Annotated in this window: 13 protein-coding genes; 9 read left to right on the top strand and 4 right to left on the bottom strand. The window is 60.5% G+C overall.

The features are described 5' to 3' along the window. Positions 1–89: 89 nt before the first annotated feature. Both ACLBWT_RS06465 and ACLBWT_RS06460 read left to right on the top strand, forming a co-directional pair. Entirely contained in the window at positions 90–5,336 is a 5,247-nt protein-coding gene (locus ACLBWT_RS06465) for a WIAG-tail domain (RefSeq protein ID WP_447662205.1), read from the top strand. A gap of 123 nt (positions 5,337–5,459) precedes the next feature. Beyond that, positions 5,460–6,710, top strand: a complete 1,251-nt coding sequence (locus ACLBWT_RS06460; protein ID WP_447662204.1) for a DUF445 domain-containing protein — start codon at positions 5,460–5,462, stop codon at positions 6,708–6,710. Between the two features lie 292 nt (positions 6,711–7,002). On the opposite strand, the gene ACLBWT_RS06455 is transcribed toward ACLBWT_RS06460, so the two are convergent. Both ACLBWT_RS06455 and ACLBWT_RS06450 read right to left on the bottom strand, forming a co-directional pair. Further along, positions 7,003–7,311 carry a hypothetical protein gene (locus ACLBWT_RS06455; RefSeq protein ID WP_447662203.1) on the bottom strand — a complete coding sequence of 103 codons (309 nt, stop codon included), beginning with the start codon at positions 7,309–7,311 and terminating at the stop codon, positions 7,003–7,005. Positions 7,312–7,386: 75 nt separating this feature from the next. Next, positions 7,387–7,659 (bottom strand): DUF3055 domain-containing protein, encoded by a 273-nt coding sequence (locus ACLBWT_RS06450; protein ID WP_174806355.1) that lies wholly within the window; start codon positions 7,657–7,659, stop codon positions 7,387–7,389. Between the two features lie 289 nt (positions 7,660–7,948). Here ACLBWT_RS06450 and ACLBWT_RS06445 point away from each other — a divergent pair, with 289 nt between their 5' ends. After that, positions 7,949–8,959, top strand: coding sequence for an HRDC domain-containing protein (locus ACLBWT_RS06445; protein WP_447662202.1), 1,011 nt, complete (start codon positions 7,949–7,951; stop codon positions 8,957–8,959). A 70-nt stretch (positions 8,960–9,029) separates the two neighbouring features. Here the strand turns inward: ACLBWT_RS06445 and ACLBWT_RS06440 are convergent, their stop codons facing one another. Then, the gene (locus ACLBWT_RS06440) at positions 9,030–9,995 is read right to left on the bottom strand and encodes a hypothetical protein (protein ID WP_447662201.1); all 966 of its coding nucleotides are present in this window, start codon (positions 9,993–9,995) and stop codon (positions 9,030–9,032) included. A 165-nt stretch (positions 9,996–10,160) separates the two neighbouring features. Between ACLBWT_RS06440 and ACLBWT_RS06435 the strand changes: the two genes are divergently transcribed. The 5 genes from ACLBWT_RS06435 (at position 10,161) to ACLBWT_RS06415 (ending at position 15,462) form a co-directional block, all read left to right on the top strand. Further along, on the top strand, positions 10,161–10,622 hold the full coding sequence (locus tag ACLBWT_RS06435; RefSeq protein WP_447662200.1) for a chemotaxis protein CheX: 462 nt from the start codon (positions 10,161–10,163) through the stop codon (positions 10,620–10,622). A 255-nt stretch (positions 10,623–10,877) separates the two neighbouring features. Beyond that, the gene (locus tag ACLBWT_RS06430) at positions 10,878–11,651 is read left to right on the top strand and encodes an SDR family NAD(P)-dependent oxidoreductase (RefSeq protein WP_447662199.1); all 774 of its coding nucleotides are present in this window, start codon (positions 10,878–10,880) and stop codon (positions 11,649–11,651) included. Positions 11,652–11,708: 57 nt separating this feature from the next. Beyond that, complete coding sequence (locus ACLBWT_RS06425; RefSeq protein ID WP_447662198.1) at positions 11,709–13,331, top strand: DEAD/DEAH box helicase; 1,623 nt, start codon at positions 11,709–11,711, stop codon at positions 13,329–13,331. A gap of 111 nt (positions 13,332–13,442) precedes the next feature. After that, positions 13,443–14,219, top strand: a complete 777-nt coding sequence (locus tag ACLBWT_RS06420; RefSeq protein WP_447662197.1) for an ABC transporter ATP-binding protein — start codon at positions 13,443–13,445, stop codon at positions 14,217–14,219. Beyond that, positions 14,203–15,462: an ABC transporter permease gene (locus tag ACLBWT_RS06415; protein WP_447662196.1), complete on the top strand. Its 1,260-nt coding sequence runs from the start codon at positions 14,203–14,205 to the stop codon at positions 15,460–15,462. Before ACLBWT_RS06420 ends, ACLBWT_RS06415 begins: the two co-directional genes overlap by 17 nt. A gap of 126 nt (positions 15,463–15,588) precedes the next feature. Here the strand turns inward: ACLBWT_RS06415 and ACLBWT_RS06410 are convergent, their stop codons facing one another. Next, positions 15,589–16,896 carry an aminotransferase class I/II-fold pyridoxal phosphate-dependent enzyme gene (locus ACLBWT_RS06410; RefSeq protein ID WP_447662267.1) on the bottom strand — a complete coding sequence of 436 codons (1,308 nt, stop codon included), beginning with the start codon at positions 16,894–16,896 and terminating at the stop codon, positions 15,589–15,591. 334 nt (positions 16,897–17,230) lie between these two features. On the opposite strand from ACLBWT_RS06410, the gene ACLBWT_RS06405 reads away from it, so the two are divergent. Then, positions 17,231–18,016 carry a helix-turn-helix domain-containing protein gene (locus ACLBWT_RS06405; protein ID WP_447662195.1) on the top strand — a complete coding sequence of 262 codons (786 nt, stop codon included), beginning with the start codon at positions 17,231–17,233 and terminating at the stop codon, positions 18,014–18,016. Positions 18,017–18,089 lie beyond the last annotated feature (73 nt).

The raw sequence follows: 18,089 nt of genomic DNA, 5'->3' as shown, positions 1-18,089 counted from the left end.
GAACAGCTGTCCCATATGGAGTCAAAAGCCCAAGCATTCTGCATATAGTAGCGATAATGAAGCCGGGCAACAAGGAGTGGACAGAGGTTATGGCGAACAGCAGAAAAGGGAAAAGGCCGAAGGCCAGAAAAGTGTTCTTCGTTGAAGATTCCTCGATATCGGAAATCAACTGGCTCAATGAGGGGGAGGAAGGCAAGGGCGGGAAAACGGCGCAGGCCAGCGGGCATAGCGCGCTCATTCAGGAAGAAAAGGATCTGAATACAGAGCCTCTTCACTCGAATGGGCTGGAGAAGTCGGAGACGGATCTGCCGGAGAAGAGCGAGCTGTCGGGGAAGGCAGCCATGCCGGTGATCCCGGAGAAGGCCGAACAATCGGAGAGCGTGCGCAAGCCCGGTGACTCGGAGGAGACGGAACAGCCGGAGGCTCGGGCACAGTCGAAGGAAGCAGCTCCTGCTCCTGCCACCAGCGAGGAAACGGCCGCCCCTGCGGACCAGCGGCTGGCCGAGCGGCGGAGAAGCGGAAGCTCAGCCCCGATCGTCTATGCCTCCGATTTGGCCGACGGTTCCGTGAACGAAGCCAAGCTGGCGCCGGCGTCGGTGTCCCGCAGCAAGCTGCAGCGGGGATCGGTAAGCTCGGAGGCTATCGCGGATGCCGCCGTAGACAACGCCAAGCTCCGGGACGGAGCCGTCACATCGGACAAAATCGCCAATAAAACGGTGCTGCGCGAGCATCTGGCTGATGGAGCCGTCTCCGGAGCGATCATAGCGGACGGAGGCATCTCGGGAGCCAAGCTCCGCTCCGGCAGCATCGGTTCCGACAAGCTGGCGAACCGCTCCATCGTCGGCGACAAGATCGCCGAAGGAAGCCTGGAGGCGCGGCATTTAAAGGCGGGAGCCTTCTCCGGAGAGCTGCTGGCGGAATCATCGATCCAATCGATCCATTTTGCCGTGGAGTCCGTCGATACGCCTGCGCTGGCGAATGAAGCCGTGGACAACGCCAAGCTTGCGGCCGAATCCGTCACGGAATCGAAGCTTCGAGACGGCGCGGTTACTTCATCCAAGCTGGCAGAGGAAGCGGTAAACGCCTCCCATGTAGCCCCTTCTTCCATCGGGGGCAGCCATCTGGCTCCACAGAGCGTGGAGGGTACTCATGTCGCCGATGCATCCCTGGAAGGAAGGCATCTGGCTGCGGGAGCCGTCGGTTCCAGGGAATTGGCGGATCAAGCGGTCGGCTCCGACGCGCTGGAGCCGAATGCGGTCGGTCCCGAGCATATCCAGCCCTTCGCCGTTGCCGGAGACCATATCTCGCCGGGAGCGGTGTCGTCCGTCCATTTGGCGGATGCTGGCGTCGGCTCCGTGAACTTGCAGCCGGACTCGGTCACGACGATCAAGCTTGCCGATCATGCCGTCACGTCGTCCAAACTGGCTGACCAAAGCGTAAGCAAGTCCAAGATCGCGGATCAGGCGGTATCCAGGAAGCATCTGGCATCCGATGCGGTGGACGGCTCCAAGCTGGCTTCCGGAAGCGTGTCGGAACGCCATCTGACCGCTGAATCAATCGCTTCTTTCCATGTGAAAGACGGCTCGATCCTCGGAGAGCATCTGGCTGACGATGCGGTGACGGAAGAGAAGATCGCCGGAAACAGCGTCGGAACCGGGCATCTGAAGGACGACTCCGTGACGGCGAAGCAGCTCGGGAATGCTTCCGTCATCCGGTCCAAGCTGGCCGAGGATTCCGTCGGACCGGAGCATCTGACAGCCGAAAGCGTGCGAAGCCGCCATGTCGCCGACGACAGCATCGGATTCAGCCATCTTGCGCCCGGTTCCGTCCGCGCCCGCCAGATCGGGCCGTCCGCGGTGACGTCGGAGGCGGTTGGCGAAGCCCAGATCGCGGGAAGACATCTGGCGGACCGAAGCATCGACGCCAGGCACATTGCCGAAGGCTCGATCCGGACAGCGTCCCTTGCGGACGGCTCCGTGAGCCAGGAGAAGCTGGCCGACAGCTCGGTGAGCGGCCGGGCGCTGGCCGAAGGAGCCGTGACCGCAAGGCATTTGGCCGATTATATGGTGAACTCGCTCAAGCTGTCTCCGGAGTCGGTAACATCCGACAAGCTGACGGAGTTTTCCGTAACCGAATCCAAACTCGCGCCGGGAAGCGTGACCGAGTCGAAGCTGGCCGACAGCTCCGTTGGAAGCAGCCATTTGAAGACATCCTCCGTCGGAGCCGATCATATCCAGGATGCATCCGTCGGCAGCTCGCAGCTTCGTGCCGGGGCGGTAACATCCATTCATCTCGCAGGCGGCCTTATCGATTCGGATGCCCTGGCCGACCAGGCCGTGAAGGAAAGGCATTTGGAAGCGAACAGCATCAACGCCGCAGCGATCGCCCCGGAAGCGGTGCAGAGCGTCCACATCGCTCAGGAAAGCATCCTTGGGCTGCACTTGACGCCGCAGCTCATCCGTTCTATCCATCTGGCGCCGGAATCCATCCGTCAGGAGCATCTGGCTGCAGGAACGGTAGGGCAGGAGCAGCTTCAGGCAGGAGCTGTCAGCTCCAGGGAACTCAGGGAGCTGGCGGTCGAGTCGGCCCATATCTCCCCTGGCGCTGTCGCCTCCGAGCATTTGGAGCCGAGCAGCGTCAGACAGGAGCATCTTGCCCGACATTCGGTAGGAGAGGAGCAGATCGCTCCGGCAAGCATCGATGCTTCTCATGTGAAGGAGGGCGCAATTCAGTCCGAACATATCGAAGGCGGCGCCGTGAGCGGCTTCCATGTCGGGCTGGAGACGCTGGCGGGCAAACATTTCAAGCCGGCTTCGATGCTCGGCTACCATATTTCGGCGGGAGCGATCGGAGCGGAGCAGCTGCATGAAGGCAGCGTGGAAGCCCGGCATGTTCGAGCCCGTTCCATCGGCTCCGCGCATTTGGCGGCAAGCAGCGTCGGCGGCGAGCATATCGCGCCTTCGAGCATCGGCAGCGGCCATCTGGCCATCGGCAGCGTGGGAAGCGGGCATATCGCGCCTTCGAGCATCGGCAGCGGCCAGCTGGCCGCAGACAGCGTGGGAAGCGAGCATATCGCGCCTTCAAGCGTAGGCAGCGGGCAGTTGGCAGCAGGCAGCGTGAATGGCGGGCATATCGCGGCTTCGGCCGTCGGGAGCAGGCATTTGGTCGCGGGCAGCGTGGAGAGCAGGCATATCGCCCGAGCCAGCGTAGACGGCGAGCATGTGGTCCAGGAGAGCATTACGGGGAACCTGATTGCGCGGCAAAGCATCACCGGCATCAACTTGGCGCCGGGCAGCGTTGATTCGCTGCAGCTGGCGGAAGACAGCGTGACCGGCTTGCATTTGGCTTCCGGGAGCGTAAGCAGCGAGCATATCGCGCTGTCAAGCGTCGGAAGCGGGCAGCTTGCTGCCGGCAGCGTGGCAGGAGAGCATATCGCGCCGTCAAGCATTGGAAGCGAGCATATCGCGCCACTCAGCATTACAGGCAGCCAGCTTGCACATCAAAGCGTCGCCGGCCGCCATTTGCTGCCGGGCAGCGTGAGCTCGGTTCAGCTGGCGCAGGAAAGCGTGAAGAGCCCGCACTTGGCAGCCGGCAGTGTCGGCAGCGAGCAGCTGGCCGCAGAGAGCGTGAAAGGCGAGCATATCGCGGCGGCGAGCGTGGGGAGCGGGCAACTGGCCACTGGAAGCGTGACGTCGGAGCATATCGCGGCGGCGAGCGTGGGGAGCGGGCAGCTGGCCACTGGAAGCGTGACGTCGGAGCATATCGCGGCGGCGAGCGTGGGAAGCGGCCAACTGGCCACTGGTAGCGTGACGTCGGAGCATATCGCGCCGGCGAGCGTGGGAAGCGGCCAACTGGCCACTGGTAGCGTGACGTCGGAGCATATCGCGCCGACCAGTGTGGGAAGTCAGCAGCTGGCCGCAGGCAGCGTGACGTCGGAGCATATCGCGCCTGCGAGCGTGGGGAGCGGGCAGCTGGCCACTGGAAGCGTGACGTCCGAGCATATCGCGGCGTCGAGCGTGGGAAGCGGGCAACTGGCAGCAGGCAGCGTGACGTCGGAGCATATCGCAGCGTCGAGCGTGGGGAGCGTGCAGCTGGCCACTGGAAGCGTGACGTCGGAGCATATCGCGGCGTCGAGCGTGGGAAGCGGGCAGCTGGCAGCAGGCAGCGTGACGTCGGACCATATCGCGGCGTCGAGCGTGGGGAGCGGGCAGCTGGCCACTGGAAGCGTGACGTCGGAGCATATCGCGGCGGCGAGCGTGGGAAGCGGGCAGCTGGCCACTGGAAGCGTGACGTCCGAGCATATCGCGCCTGCGAGCGTGGGGAGCGGGCAGCTGGCCACTGGAAGCGTGACGTCGGAGCATATCGCGCCGGCGAGCGTGGGGAGCGGGCAGCTGGCCACTGGAAGCGTGAAGTCGGAGCATATCGCGGCGTCGAGCATAACGGGCAGCATGCTCTTGGAACAAAGCGTTACCGGCCGCCACTTGGCTCCGAGCAGCGTGAACTCGGTCCAGCTTGCGGAAGAGAGCGTGACCAGCGCGCATTTGGCTGCCGGCAGCGTGAGTGGAGATCATATTTTGCCGTCGAGCGTAGGAAGCGAGCATTTGGCGTCAGGAAGTGTGGGCGGCGAGCACTTGGCGGCAGGGAGTGTGACCAGCAAGCATTTTGCCTTCTCGAGCATAAATGGAAGTTTAGTCCAGGAGCAAAGCATAACCGGCCGTCAATTGGCGCCTGGCAGCGTGAATTCCGTCCAATTGGCTGAGGAGAGCGTGACCAGCTTGCATTTGGCCGCCTGCAGCGTAAGCGGCGAGCATATCGCGCCGTCGAGCGTAGGCGGCGAGCAATTGGCCGCAAGCAGCGTGACGTCAGAGCATATCGCGCCGTCGAGCATAGGCGGCGAGCAATTGGCCGCAAGCAGCGTGACAAGCAATCATATCGCGCCGTCGAGCATAGGAAGCGGGCAGCTGGCTGAAGGCAGCGTGACGCTCGCGCATCTTGCCGCGGAAGTCCTCCATCAGCTGACGCATCCGGCTGTACCGATTCCGGAGCCGGTTCAATCACGTAAAAGCAGCAATCTCAACCAGCAGTTCGGGCTGACGGCATTCGCTTTCGACGACCGGGACGATCAGCTTGAACTGGAAGTGGCCTTCAGCGAGCCGTTCGAGGATGCCTCCTATGCCCTTACCGCGAATACGGACCATCCGTATTGCTATGCGGCAATCAAGGCCAAGGAGAGGGAACGCGCCGTCCTTACGATCGTCCGTACCCGCATAGGTCCGGTGCCGGCCGGCAGCATCAACTGGATCGCGATCGGAAAAGGCCGAGAAAGCAACGAGTAACCTGAAATGAAGAGGCTGCCGCCAGGCGGCCTTTTCTTTTGCCCTGAAATAGGCAAGATTTTGATTACAGCCCGAATTGTTTATAATCAAGGAGAACGTTTATTGTCGATCGGAGGAACAGGCATGAAAACGAAGTATGCCGCCGGCACGTCCCTCGCCGTCATGGCGGGTGGCTTTATATTGACGACGATCTTCACCAGCGAGCAGCACAACGCGCTGTCGCTGCTTCAAGGCGGCTTTGAAGCGGGGCTTGTCGGGGGAATAGCGGACTGGTTCGCAGTGACGGCGCTGTTCCGACATCCTCTCGGGCTGCGGATTCCGCATACGAACCTCATCATCCGCAACAAGGACAAAATGGTCAACGCTCTCGTGTCGGCGCTGGAAAACGAGCTGCTCAACAAGGAAAGCATCAGCGCGCGGCTTCGCCGGCTCAATCTCATCGGGGGAGCGGGCCGGTTCATCGTGAAGCAGCTGGCCAAGCGGTCCAACCGGGAAGCGGTGATCGGCGCCGCGATGGCGGTTGTGGAGCGGCTGCCGCTTGAACGGCTGTCAGCGTCTGTGCGCAGCGGGCTCGCCGGTTATGCGAGAGGCGTGGACCTTCGCCCGGCGGTGGAAGGAGCGGCATCGGCGATCATCCGCGACGGTCTCGACGAGAAGGCGCTGGACTATGCGCTCGATCAGGCCGTCGACTGGGTAGCCAAGCCGTCTACCGGCAAAATGCTGGGGGAGATCGCTCAGAAGAAGCTGCAGGAGCTGCAGGTGGGCGGTTTCATGGGCTTTGCCGTCCAAGCGTTCGCCGGCTTCATGAACGAGGAGAAAATGGGTGCGATGCTTCAGCACATGCTGCTGTCCGGCATTAAGGATCTCGGCACCCCGGGAAGCAGGCAGCGCGACAACCTGCTGCTGGAATTCCGCTCGCGAGTGATCGGAATTGCCGAGGATGAAGAGAAGCTCGCCGCAGTCAAGGGCTGGCTCGAGGGCAAGGTCGATTCGGAAGAAGCGGAGGCGTTTTTTGTCGCCCGCCTGTCCGAGCTGAAGGCTTTCGTGCTGCAATGGCTGCAAAGGGACAAGGAAGAAGGCGGACGAAGCCTCGTCCGCATCGCCCATGCAGCCAACGAGCGGCTGAAACGCGAGGAGGAACTGGTCCGCAACTGGGAGGAGCGCTTGTCGGCCGTCCTGGTGAGCACGATCGAGGCCAACCATTACCGGCTCGGATTGCTTGTCCGCGAAAACCTGAACAGCTTGGACAACAAGGCTCTGGTCGAGCTTCTGGAATCCAAGGTGGGAAGCGACTTGCAGTGGATTCGGGTAAACGGGGCGGTCTGCGGTTTCCTGGTGGGCATTCTGCTGACTTTGCTCGGCTGGGTAGTCTAGGCGCGCGAACAAGCGGAAGCTTGCGGGCACTGCTGTTGCATGGAGTACGCTTGATCTGATCAAGGAAAGCAAGAAGTCACGAAAAAAAGAAGCCGCCTTCCTTGAACAGGGAGGGCGGCTTCTTGCGCGCTCTATCACCGAAGCCGCGCTGCGATTCGGAGGATGCTTCCAAGCTTCCACAGTCTTCCGGCAGCCGCCTGCAAGGCTTCGCCTAGCGGAGAAAGATCGAGCGGATATGGAACATGCAGACAGGCGAGGATCACCGACCTTCATCAATAAGTTCGGCTAACGGCTACTTGTCCTCTTGGACAGCCCGGCTGTCGGCTCCGCTGCGGTCGTCGCCGGGATATTCACGTTCCTTGCTGCCGTGCAAGGCGTGATTCTCATAGCCGAAACGGTTCGGCTGCCTCTGCTCCGGCCGCCAAGGGGTGCTTTTAACCGGCTCCTCTTCATGGAGGACAGCTCCGTAAGGGCCTTCCGGAAATTCCTCGAACGTAAGATCGTTGCGCTGCGACTCGACCGTGGACAGATCGGTGTATTTCTCCTGACGCGATTCTTCTGTCGCGAAGTCGGTGTCGCCGCGCCGAATGTCGTTGTCCATCCTTCGTACAGCCCCTCTCTGCTGCCGGGGGGTCATGCTCCCCTGCGTGAAGGCAGCTGTACTAGCTTTTCCCAATCAGTCGGTGAAATTCACTTCGCCGACGACAAGCGACAGGAAGCCGCCAAGTTCGGACGCTTCTTCCTCGTCCAGCTTGAACGTATGCTCCAGGTAGCCTTCCTCCTCCAGGTCATCCTGGCCGATGATGGCTGTCTTGCCGCTCTGCAGATCGGTGACGAGCTTTTTGCCGTAGAAGCGGTTGGTCGTCGTGACGGCCAGATCGAAGCGCTTGAGGCCCGGCGTGATGAAGGTGACGAAACGAGTCGAGGTCTGCTCGGTCGAATCGGACATGAAATCATAATCTTTCAGCAGCAAGTGGATCCGTACCTCCTTCTCATCCGATGTAAGACGGGTCCGATCCAGTATAGCATGGATGTTATGCGGCTGCCGCTTGCAAGGAGGATAAATAAGGCATTGCATATGTGCCGAGCCGTATGATAGGATGAATTTACCAGAACAAGAACCGAACGACCGGGAGGAAGCACCTCTCTTGCCTGCATTTGCAGGCGGGAGAGGTGCTTTTTGCGTTTCCAGCCTGATAATCGTCTTGATCTGGACCACAATCGGAGGTGCGCGAAAAATGCAGATCGTCTTTTTGAATTCATTCGAGAAACCGCTTGGTGACGGGAGAATCGACAACGCCCAGCTGTCCATCTGCGAGCAGCAGGGAACATGGTCCGTCGTATGGAACGGAGCCCGGCACGGCAATGCGGAGCCCTCTTCCATATGGTATGAGGGAAGCTCCTGGGAGGAGATGATCACCGCTTTCCGGCATGGGGTCGCGGTACGGATGGGCGAAGGATTCACGCCGCTCATCGACGGCATGCTGGACGAGCGGCCGGCCGGCAAGGGAGGGATCATTTCCATGCAGCAATGCTACGGAGAGCTTCATGCGGATCACGAGCTGTTCGAGGCGCTTCGAGACTGGAGGCGGATCAAGGCTTCCTCCGAGAAGAAATCGGCCTATCTGGTGGCGACGAACCGCACCTTGCTCATGATCAGCTCCTATGTCCCGCATACCCTCGAAGAGCTTGCCCAGATTCCGGGGTGGGGACCGGGCAAAAGCCGCGAATATGGAAAGGAGGTGCTGGAGCTTACGGGAGCGCGCACTCAAGCAAGGGCGTTCCCTCTAAGCTGGGTGAGCGAGGCTCTTGAGCCCAAAGCCTATATCCAGTGGCTCTACAAGCAGAAGGAGACCAAATTCAAGAACAAGATGGACAGGCAGCAGTGCAGCCGCCTCATTCTGGAAGGGATCAATCAGGAACGGACATTGGAGCAGCTGCTGGCGGATACCGGCCTGCAGAGAAGGGAGCTCATGGAAAGGATCGAGCAGCTGGAGCAGGAAGGCTATGATTTGGAGCCCTTGATCGCCAAGGAGCTGGAAGGAATATCGCAGGAGGAGCAGCAGCGCATTTGGGAGGCGTTGAAGGAGGAAGGGGACAAGTATCTGAAGCCGATCCTTCAAAGGGTTTACGGCACGGAGCCTGCACCCTCTGCCAAGGTCGACCTGATCTATGACCGGCTTCGCCTGGTACGGATGCGGTTTCGCCGCAGCGCCGCCGGCGGAAGCAGCAGCCTCGAAGCGATGTAGCACGAGCACATGAAACCGGGCGGATTCTTGCAAGGCAAGAAAAGGAGGCCAGTAGCCGACAAGGGCCGATTCATCGAGGGCCAGGCGGGTCCCGGAACCATTCCTCCATGCGGCGCACGAGCGCGGCGCGCAGCTCTGCCTCGTGCCGGCCGAAATCCTCCGCGGCGGCGGCCGATTGTTTGGCCGCAAGGGACAGTGCCGCCTCGTTGCGGATGACGGAAGCTTTCAGCCAGCGGACGATGATTGCAAGCAGGCTTGCGGCTGGATCCACAAGGTCATGATAAGCTTCCCATGCATGTTCCGGCTCTACGACGGAATGCAGAGTCGATGAACCGACTGAATGCAAGGAGTCCAGCCCTTCTCTCCGGACTCGCGAATAGGCTTCCGGGGCGATGAAGCGCGAGGCGATCATGCTTTTGAGACCCCGGGGATCCTGCACATGCCTCAAGACAGCCAGCATGCCGCGCATGCTCTTGTTCCAGTCTTCCTTTTTGACGTAAGGAGCAAGATCCGCATAATGGACGGCGATCATGCATTCATAATTTTCGATCACGGTTTCCGGCAGAGGATCGGCGGCGGCCTGAAGCATCCATGCGTCGGGCCTGATATCGGCCTCTAGGCGTGCATGCATAGCCAGTGCCTGGTCAAGGTTCATGCTGCGGCTGATGGCAATATCCCCGTCAGGAGAGACGCTGCCGTCCAGCTCCATGCCGGCATCAAGCAGCAGATGGATGATGAAACCGAGCGTGTAGACGACAGCTTCGTCAGACTCCGAATCATCGAGATGACGTCCGGAGACTCCGTCGAGCAGATCCAGCAGCACGGGCAGGGGATCCTGCCGATGAAGCCGGTCGGCCAGCACGTTCATGAGAGATCGTTTCGGCCATGGCACCAGCCGATGGCAATAAAGAAAATCCGGGCCCAGGCACCCCAGGAGGAAGCATCTTTCCAGCTCCGGCGAAGACAGCAGGCGCCGCTCCCCGGAGTGCTCGAGCACCAGCCGGCCGAATCGGATATGGGTCCATATACCAGGCATGAGCGATCCTCCCCCTCTCCAAAATTAGAACCATGCTCACCTTGACCTTATAGGTCTTTAGTAGCGTTAATGGTTATATTGGTATACTTGCACTAGTTATTTTAGTATAATTGCTACCAATATAAGGTTGACGTGAAACTTGGTCTAAAAGGAGCATAAGTGCCGATGAGAGCTGAATTTATCAATCCGTTCCTGGAGTCCGCAGTCATGGTATTGGAACAGGTCGTCCAGATCAAACCCATGCCTGGACCAATTGGCCTGAAGGTGCTGAGCGGCGCCAACGATTTTATATGGATTAGAATTCAATTGATCGGTCAAGTGAGCGGAGATATCATGTTCGGCATGAGCGAGGTGGATGCCTTGAATATCGTTTCGGCGATGATGGGCGGATTCCAGGTCGACGCGCTGGACGAGATCGGCCGCAGCGCCATATCGGAACTGAGCAATATGATCAGCGGCAATGCCAGCACGAGGCTGTCCAGCCAGGGAGTGCATGTAGATATTACGCCTCCGGCGCTGCTGCAGGGAGCGGAGCTTGATTTCCTGGAAACGCGCCAGGCGCTGTCCGTGCCTCTGATGCTGGAAGGAATCGGCCAAATGGACATCCAGGTATTACTTGCATCGTAACATAAGCCTGCCGGTTATGGCGTCTTTTTTTGGATGCCGGCACGGACAGAGGAATTAAGGCCGGCAGTGCAGCAACAGCATTTTTCCATGACGAAATGAAGCTAAGCTCCCCAGGGAGCTTTTTTTTATGGCTTCGGCGGGGAGGGATGAGGCTGGCTTTCCCGAGCGGCCTGATGCCTTCTTCGAGATGGGGAGCATGCCGGCCAGCTTTGCTATCATATCGCTTATAAAGTACACTTGTAGCAGGTGATAACAATGATTCGCGACAAAGTAATCGTGGTTACAGGAGCGACCAGCGGCATCGGGGAGCTGATCGCCCGCAGGCTTGCCGACAAAGGCGCCATTCCGGTGCTTTGCGGTCGCAACGAACAAAGGCTTGCTGTGGCGGCTGCATCCATTGCGGGCCGATGCGGGAGCAGGCGGCTTGACGTGACGGACAACGAGGCGGTCCAGGCCGCGATGGAGAGCGTGCTCAGAGAGTTCGGACGAATCGACGTGCTGATCAACAATGCCGGCTTCGGTCTTTTCAAGACTTTTGCCGACAGTTCCGTTCAGGAATTTGAATCCATGATGGATACGAATTATATGGGCATCGTGAGATGCACCAAGGCCGTTCTGCCCTCCATGCTGGACAATCGAAGCGGACATATCATCAATATCGCTTCGCTGGCCGGCAAGCTCGCTACGCCGAAATCAAGCGGTTATTCGGCCAGCAAGCACGCGGTCGTCGGCTTGACGGATGCTTTGCGGCAGGAGGTAAGAGGTCAAGGCATTGCCGTATCCGCCGTCAATCCGGGTCCCATCGATACGCCTTTCTTCGATCAGGCCGATCCTGACGGTTCCTACGTCAAGAACGTAGGCTGGCTCATGCTGAAGCCGGAGAAGGTTGCGGATCGCATCGTGCATCTGGTCGAAAAGCCTCGTGCAGAGCTTGATCTGCCTTGGATTGCTGCCGCCGGAGCGAGGCTGTACCGGTTGTTCCCAAGACTGGCTGACCGTATCGCCGGACCGATGCTGAACAAGAAATAAAGAATCCGCCTTCGCCCGAGCAAGGGGAGGCGGAGCGAACAAGGAGAACTAGACAAGATGTCATTAGATACTTGGAAGCAGCTTGGAATTGAAGAAGCCGCAGCATGCAAGCTGGCGGAGAACGGCATCGGGGAGCCTACCCCTATACAGGCGCAGGCCATTCCTCTCCTGCTGGAAGGCAGGGATGTGTCAGCTGGATCGCAGACGGGAACGGGCAAAACTCTCGCCTACATGCTGCCGCTGCTGCAGCGGATCGATTCGACGAGCAAGTCGGTGCAGGCCGTCATCCTTTCCCCTACCCAGGAGCTTGCGATGCAGATCGTGCGTGTGGCGGAGCTGTACGGCGAGGCCTATGGAGTCCGTGTGCAGCAGCTGATCGGGGGAGCCGCGGTCAAAAGGCAGATCGAGAAGCTGAAGCTGAATCCGCAGCTTGTCATCGGAACGCCTGGGCGCATCCACGAGCTGCTGAAGCTGAGAAAGCTCAAGATGTCCGAAACCCGGACGATCATCGTCGACGAGGCGGACCAGGTTTTCGGGCTCGGTTCGACGAGCGAAGTGGAGACCATTTTGTGGGCGGCACCCAAAGACAAGCAAGTCGCTTTCTTCTCCGCCACCTATCCGCAAGTTCTGAAGACGCTGGAGAAACGTTGGATGAAAAATCCGGAGCGCGTCGACATCGAGCCTGCCCAGCGCGTATCCGGCACGATCGAGCATGCGTTCATCGGCTGCGAATGGCGCGACCGCCTGGATACGGCACGCAAGCTCATCCGCCTGCTCAACCCCGCCTCGGCGCTGTTGTTCATCAACGATACGGACCAGATCGCCAACTATGAGGCCAAGCTGTCCTATGAAGGCTTCAATGTCGAGACGCTGTACGGGGATGCCAACAAGCAGCGCCGTGCCGCTACGCTGGCGAGATTCCGCGAAGGGCGCTGCCAGCTGCTGCTTGCCACGGATGTGGCGGCGAGGGGGCTTGATATTCCCGGACTTCCGCTCGTCATCAACCTCGAGCCTCCGGCAGACGCGGACCAGTATGTCCATCGCTCCGGCCGTACGGGCCGGATGGGCCGGGAAGGGCAGGTGTTCACCATCGCAGCGCCGGGCGAGCGTTATCTGATCGACAAGTACAAGCGCAAGCTGGATGTCGACATTCCGGAGCTGGCCATGTACAAAGGCAAGCTGGTCGATCCGGCGGATGTCCACCGCAGGCCGTCCCCTGCGAGAGGAGCTGCGGCTCCATCGCAGAAGGCCCGCACGACGCCGTCGCGGACGCCGCTGCTGGATCAGCTGTCGGGATCCGGTTCCGGCCAGAAGCCGCGTACTCCGCTGGAGTCCCGTCCCGCTCAGGAGCGGCATTCCCCGCTGGAGTCCCGTCCCGTACAAGAGCCGAGATCACAACGAGGCCTCGCGGCAGGGCAAAAACCAGCCGCCAAGGCTGATGTCTCCGGATTCCGGACATCAGCAGCGGGCAGCCGAAGCAAGGCGGCGGATTCTGCCGGCGGACGGCCGGAAGAAGCGGACCGCAGGCTCGAAGCGCAGCCTGCGGCGGGAATCGCCAAGCCGAAGGCTGCGGCAACGGCATCTTCCGGGCAAGGAGCCAAGGTGCGGAAAGCCAAGGCAGACAAGAACAAAGGGGCCCCGAAATGGCTGAAAGCCAAGCGGGATCAGCCCGATCAATAACCGCTCCGGCGCAGCAAGCCGGGATTTCTTGCCTTCAGGCAGACAGGCTTCCGCAGCGAATGAAGCGGAAGCCTGTTCCTGCACATTCTGCAGGCACGGGAGGGAACGATAGTGGCAGAAGCATTCGCAGAGGAAGATGTGCTGCAGGTCAGTCATCTTGTAGGAGGATACAGTCCGCGCAGGCCGGTATTGCATGATCTGGATTTTACGGTCAGGCGCGGGGAGATGATGGGGCTGATCGGCCTCAACGGAGCCGGCAAAAGCACGGCAGTCAAGCATATTCTGGGCTTGATGACGCCGCAGCGAGGAGAGGTCCGGATCCGCGGCGTCAAGCTGGAGGAGCAGCCGGAACGCTATCGTGGAGCATTCGCCTATGTACCGGAATCGCCGGTGCTGTTCGAAGAGCTCACTGTCGAAGAGCATCTGAGGATGACGGCGATGGCTTACGGCTTGCCGGAGGAGGATTTCCGGGAAAGATCGGAGAAGCTGATCGCGGAATTCCGAATGGGTCCCAAGCGCGGCTCGCGTGCGGCGCATCTGTCGAAAGGGATGAAGCAGAAGGTCATGCTCATGAACGCTCTGCTGGCCCGGCCGGATCTGTACATCATCGACGAGCCGTTTCTCGGCCTCGATCCGCTCGGGATCCGCTCGCTGCTGGACCGGCTTGTGGAAGAGAGGGAACGCGGGGCAGCCATCCTCATGAGCACGCATATCCTCTCGACGGTCGAGGCTTACTGCGACCGCTTCATGATCCTGCACCAAGGGCGGGTCAAGGAGCTCGGGACGCTGGCGCAGGTCAGAAGCTCGCGCGGAGCCGAAGGGCAATCGCTGGAGAGCATCTTCTACGGCATCGTGGAGGAGAGTGACGCCGATGGGCGAGACGCTTGAAGCGATCTGGAAAAAGAGGGCTTCGGCCTTTTACCGCGACTCCATGCCCTATGTCGGCTATATGCTCCGGAGCGGCGTTCCGCTCGTCCTTTTTCTTGTCATCATCGTAAGCGCCGTTTACTATACGGAATTCATCAAGCAGGTGCCGGCCGACTTTCCCGTCATCGCCGCAGGCGCTGTCCTGCTGACGCCGGTTGTTTCCTGGAGCCCTTTGCGGACTTGGCTGCAGCCTGCCGACCTCGTCTTTCTCATGCCGAGGGAAGCGCATATGGGCGCTTACATCCGGAGATCCTTCCGCCATAATCTTCCGGGAGGGCTTGCGCTTGCAGGCATTGTCCTGCTGCTGTTCTGGCCGATACTCGCTGGCGCGGCCGAATCGGCTGACGCCTGGAAGCCCGATCTCTGGATCACGCTTGCTGCCGTTCTGATCATGAAGGCAGCCAACAGCCTGGCTGCTTGGCGGGAAAGGCAGGCGGCCTGGCCGTCTGCCCGCTGGACGCTGCGGCTGCTGCGCTGGTTCCTGACCGCTTGGGCGGCCGCGGCCTGGCTCGCCTTCCTTCCTTGGAAGGCCGCTGCCTTCACCGCTCTCTCCGGAGCTCTCTGGTGGGCGGCTTCAAGGCCGGCAGCCCGCCAGAGCCTCCCATGGGAAACGTTGATCCGCGAGGAAGGCCGGACGCAGATCCGCTATTACCGGTTTTTCGGCTGGTTCACGGATGTGCCCGGGCTCGGCTCGGCAGTCAGCTCCCGTCCTTATCTGAGCTGGCTGTCCAAGCTCGTGCCGCTGCGCAGACAGAGCACCTATACGTACTTGTACAGTCTCAGCATGGCCCGCACGGAGCTTGGGGGCATGCTGCTGCGCCTGACGCTGCTCGGCATGCTGTCCTGCTACTGGCTTGGCGAAGCCGCCTGGCTCGGAGGCTGGGGAACGGCCGCCGCGCAGCTGCTGTTCCTGCTGATCGCCGGCCTCCAGACTTCTTCTCTCGGTTCCTGGCATCAATACACGGTATGGCGACATGTGTATCCTCTGCCGGAGAAGGAGCGGCTGCACTCGCTTATCCAAGTGGACAGGCTCGCGCTGCTGATCATCCTGCTGCTGCTCTGGCTCGCCGGCAGCCTGCCTCTGCTGCTGCAGGGCAAGCCGCTGGCCGCTGCAGCGGCCGCCGCTGCCGGAGCGGGATACATCCTGCTCCTGCGTCCCCGCCGGCTGACGAAGCGGGTGCTCGCGGACGAAGACGAGGATTGAGCTCCAGCCGCATTCGTTGTTCGGAATGCGGCTTTTTCGTTTCGCGGACCGTTTGCCGTCAATTGCTCCCCAGACAAAAAAACAGGCAGGCCGGACCATCCTGCGATGGCCCGGCCTGCCTGTTCCTTATCGGGATCCGTTCGTCTTCAAGTCTCGTACCGCCTGATGCACCAGGTTGAACAGCTCCTCGAGGTTGGACTCCTCGGTGCAGCTGAACGCGACCCGGAGATCACTTTCGCCGAGAGCGATCGTGCCGACTCCGTATTCGTTCAGCAGCCGCTGGCGCACATCCTCCGCGCTGACGCCGATGAGGCGCAGGCACATGAAGTAGCCGGAGTTGAACGGGTAGTACGTCCAATCGCCGTCGTAGCGGCTGCTGTCCAGCAGCTGCTTGACCCGGTTGGCGCGTCCCTTCATGATGGCGTATTTCTCCGCTCTCTGGGCTTCAAAATCAGGCGAGCGCAAAGCGCGGAGCACGAAGGTCTGGGATGGATGCGGACCGCTGGAGATCGTCGCGCGGATGATGCCCATCGTCTTCTGCTCCAGAGCGGCCAGAACCTCGGGTGAATCCGAGGCGTAGGTGATGAAGCCGACCCGGAACCCCCATACATATTCTTCCTTGGTGGCGCCGTCCACCTTGATGGGGAGGATGCGCTCATGGATTCCGGCGAGGCTGCCGAACAGCGATTCATGGACGGAATCCTCGAAGAACAGGCCGAAGTAGGCGTCGTCCGTGACGGCAACGACGAGAATGCCTTCATCGGCGGCCGCCTTGAGGGCGGCGACGATTTCCCGGCATTCATCCGGGCCGGGGGTGTAGCCGGTCGGATTGTTCGGGAAGTTCAGGATGACGATAGCTTTGCCTTTGTCCCGCTGGGCGAGCAGCGCCTCGCGCAGGCCGTCGGCATTGAAGCGGCCTTCGGCGGTGTAGAGAGGGTATTCCACGATTTCGGCCCCGCGGCGGATGCCGAAGGTGAGCTCGTAGTTCTCCCAGTTTTTATCCGGTATGATGACCGCGTCCCCGGCATCGGCGAACAGATCGGCTACGATGCTCAGGCCATGCGTGAGAGCGTTGGTCGCGACGGGATTGCCGAACGACTTGGCGGCAAGGGACGGATTGTCCTTGATCATCTTCTCGCGCCATGCGGCCCGCAGCTCCGGCTTGCCGGCAGGAGGAGCGTATTCGTACAGATCCTTCGGCTCATAGGCCGACAGCGTTTCCTGGATAGCCTTCAAGTGCATCGGGGCTCCGCCTTCAGTGGCGATTCCGATCGTAGCGTTGAACTTCGTGGCTTTGGCCTTGGCCTCGGCGGACTGGCTGAGAATGCCTTCCTTCGGAAAATAAAGCTTGCGTCCCAGGCCTGACAACATGGCGTACACATGGGCATTGCCTTTTTCCAGCGCGGTATTCAACTGCTGGGCAAGTGGGTTCATGATTCCGATTCCGTCCTTCCGGGGGTCGATGTGTCCGGGCCGCTTGAGGGTCCCGGCGGGCTGATGCATCAACTGCTCGCTGCCTGCATGACCGTCCCCGTTGCCGTCCTGAAGGGCCGCGAGTGGAATGCCGGTCATGCGCATGCTTTCTTCGGGTGCTATTATATCATTATTTGCGCATCGGAGGGAGGGTTCGGACATTTTTTATGAAGCTTGCGCGCCCCCTCCATGCTGGGGTATGATGGCGAAAAACAAGGCTGATTAGGTTGATCTTCGCCATGGCGGCTGTCTGTCCTTCAATCTAATCTCGCCCAAGAGGAGCATCGGAGGCCGAATGCTGCAAGTACCGCCCTCATCGTTCAAGCTGTTGCCGTCATTCGCCAAGATCGTCTGCGAGCCGGGCTGGAAGTGGCCGCGCCGGGAGAAGCCGATGGCTAATTTCGACCTTTTTTATGTCTGGAGCGGAGAAGGGGAGCTTACGCTTAACGGAGAGCCTTATCCCGTCGGACCGGGAAGCTGCTTTCTGTTCCGCCCCGGAGACTATACGAGCGCCGTCCACAATCCGCAGCGTCCGCTTGTGCTGTCTTATATCCATTTTGCCATAGAAGGAGAACCGCTCGATATACCGGAACGCTACCGCGTGCTGGAGGAGACGGTGGAATTCGAGAATATGCTCTCCCGCTATGTCCGCCTCTTCCTGGTGAGGACCTTTGCCGCCGAGGAGGAAGCGCAGCTCATCCTGAAGCAGATGATGATCCACCTGCTTCGTGCGGACAGGCAGCCGGTCCTGGAGCGCAAGGCGAGCAACCAGCTGACGGAAGCGATCCAGGAAATCGCCAACTTCATCCGCCAGAATCCGGGCATCTCCCATCGGGTGGAGGATCTGGCCGGCCGAGCCGGCTTGTCTCCGCGGTATTTTTCGATCAAGTTCAAGGAGATCATCGGAACCCCGGTCCAGACGTACATGATCCGGACGCGCATCGAGCGGGCCCAGCATCTGCTCATGCACGGAGGGCTCAATGTGACGGAGGTCGCAGACGCGCTCGGTTACCGGGACATCTTTTTCTTCAGCAGGCAGTTCAAGCAGTATACGGGCAGGAGCCCGTCCGAGATCCGGTAGCCGCCGGATCTTTTTTTATTGGGCTGCAGCGGCTCGGGAAGAAGGCAGCGCAGGGGAATCGGAGGAGAAGGTC

The organism is Paenibacillus sp. D51F, from assembly GCF_053345695.1.
This window is presented reverse-complemented; position numbering and strand designations above follow the sequence as displayed.

Coding starts and splice junctions, on each gene's coding strand:
- ACLBWT_RS06425 (WP_447662198.1), top strand. CDS start 11,709: ATGTCATTAGATACTTGGAAGCAGCTTGGAATTGAAGAAGCCGCAGCA.
- ACLBWT_RS06440 (WP_447662201.1), bottom strand. CDS start 9,995: ATGCCTGGTATATGGACCCATATCCGATTCGGCCGGCTGGTGCTCGAG.
- ACLBWT_RS06465 (WP_447662205.1), top strand. CDS start 90: ATGGCGAACAGCAGAAAAGGGAAAAGGCCGAAGGCCAGAAAAGTGTTC.
- ACLBWT_RS06415 (WP_447662196.1), top strand. CDS start 14,203: ATGGGCGAGACGCTTGAAGCGATCTGGAAAAAGAGGGCTTCGGCCTTT.
- ACLBWT_RS06460 (WP_447662204.1), top strand. CDS start 5,460: ATGAAAACGAAGTATGCCGCCGGCACGTCCCTCGCCGTCATGGCGGGT.
- ACLBWT_RS06450 (WP_174806355.1), bottom strand. CDS start 7,659: ATGTCCGATTCGACCGAGCAGACCTCGACTCGTTTCGTCACCTTCATC.
- ACLBWT_RS06435 (WP_447662200.1), top strand. CDS start 10,161: ATGAGAGCTGAATTTATCAATCCGTTCCTGGAGTCCGCAGTCATGGTA.
- ACLBWT_RS06410 (WP_447662267.1), bottom strand. CDS start 16,896: ATGAACCCACTTGCCCAGCAGTTGAATACCGCGCTGGAAAAAGGCAAT.
- ACLBWT_RS06405 (WP_447662195.1), top strand. CDS start 17,231: ATGCTGCAAGTACCGCCCTCATCGTTCAAGCTGTTGCCGTCATTCGCC.
- ACLBWT_RS06455 (WP_447662203.1), bottom strand. CDS start 7,311: ATGGACAACGACATTCGGCGCGGCGACACCGACTTCGCGACAGAAGAA.
- ACLBWT_RS06430 (WP_447662199.1), top strand. CDS start 10,878: ATGATTCGCGACAAAGTAATCGTGGTTACAGGAGCGACCAGCGGCATC.
- ACLBWT_RS06445 (WP_447662202.1), top strand. CDS start 7,949: ATGCAGATCGTCTTTTTGAATTCATTCGAGAAACCGCTTGGTGACGGG.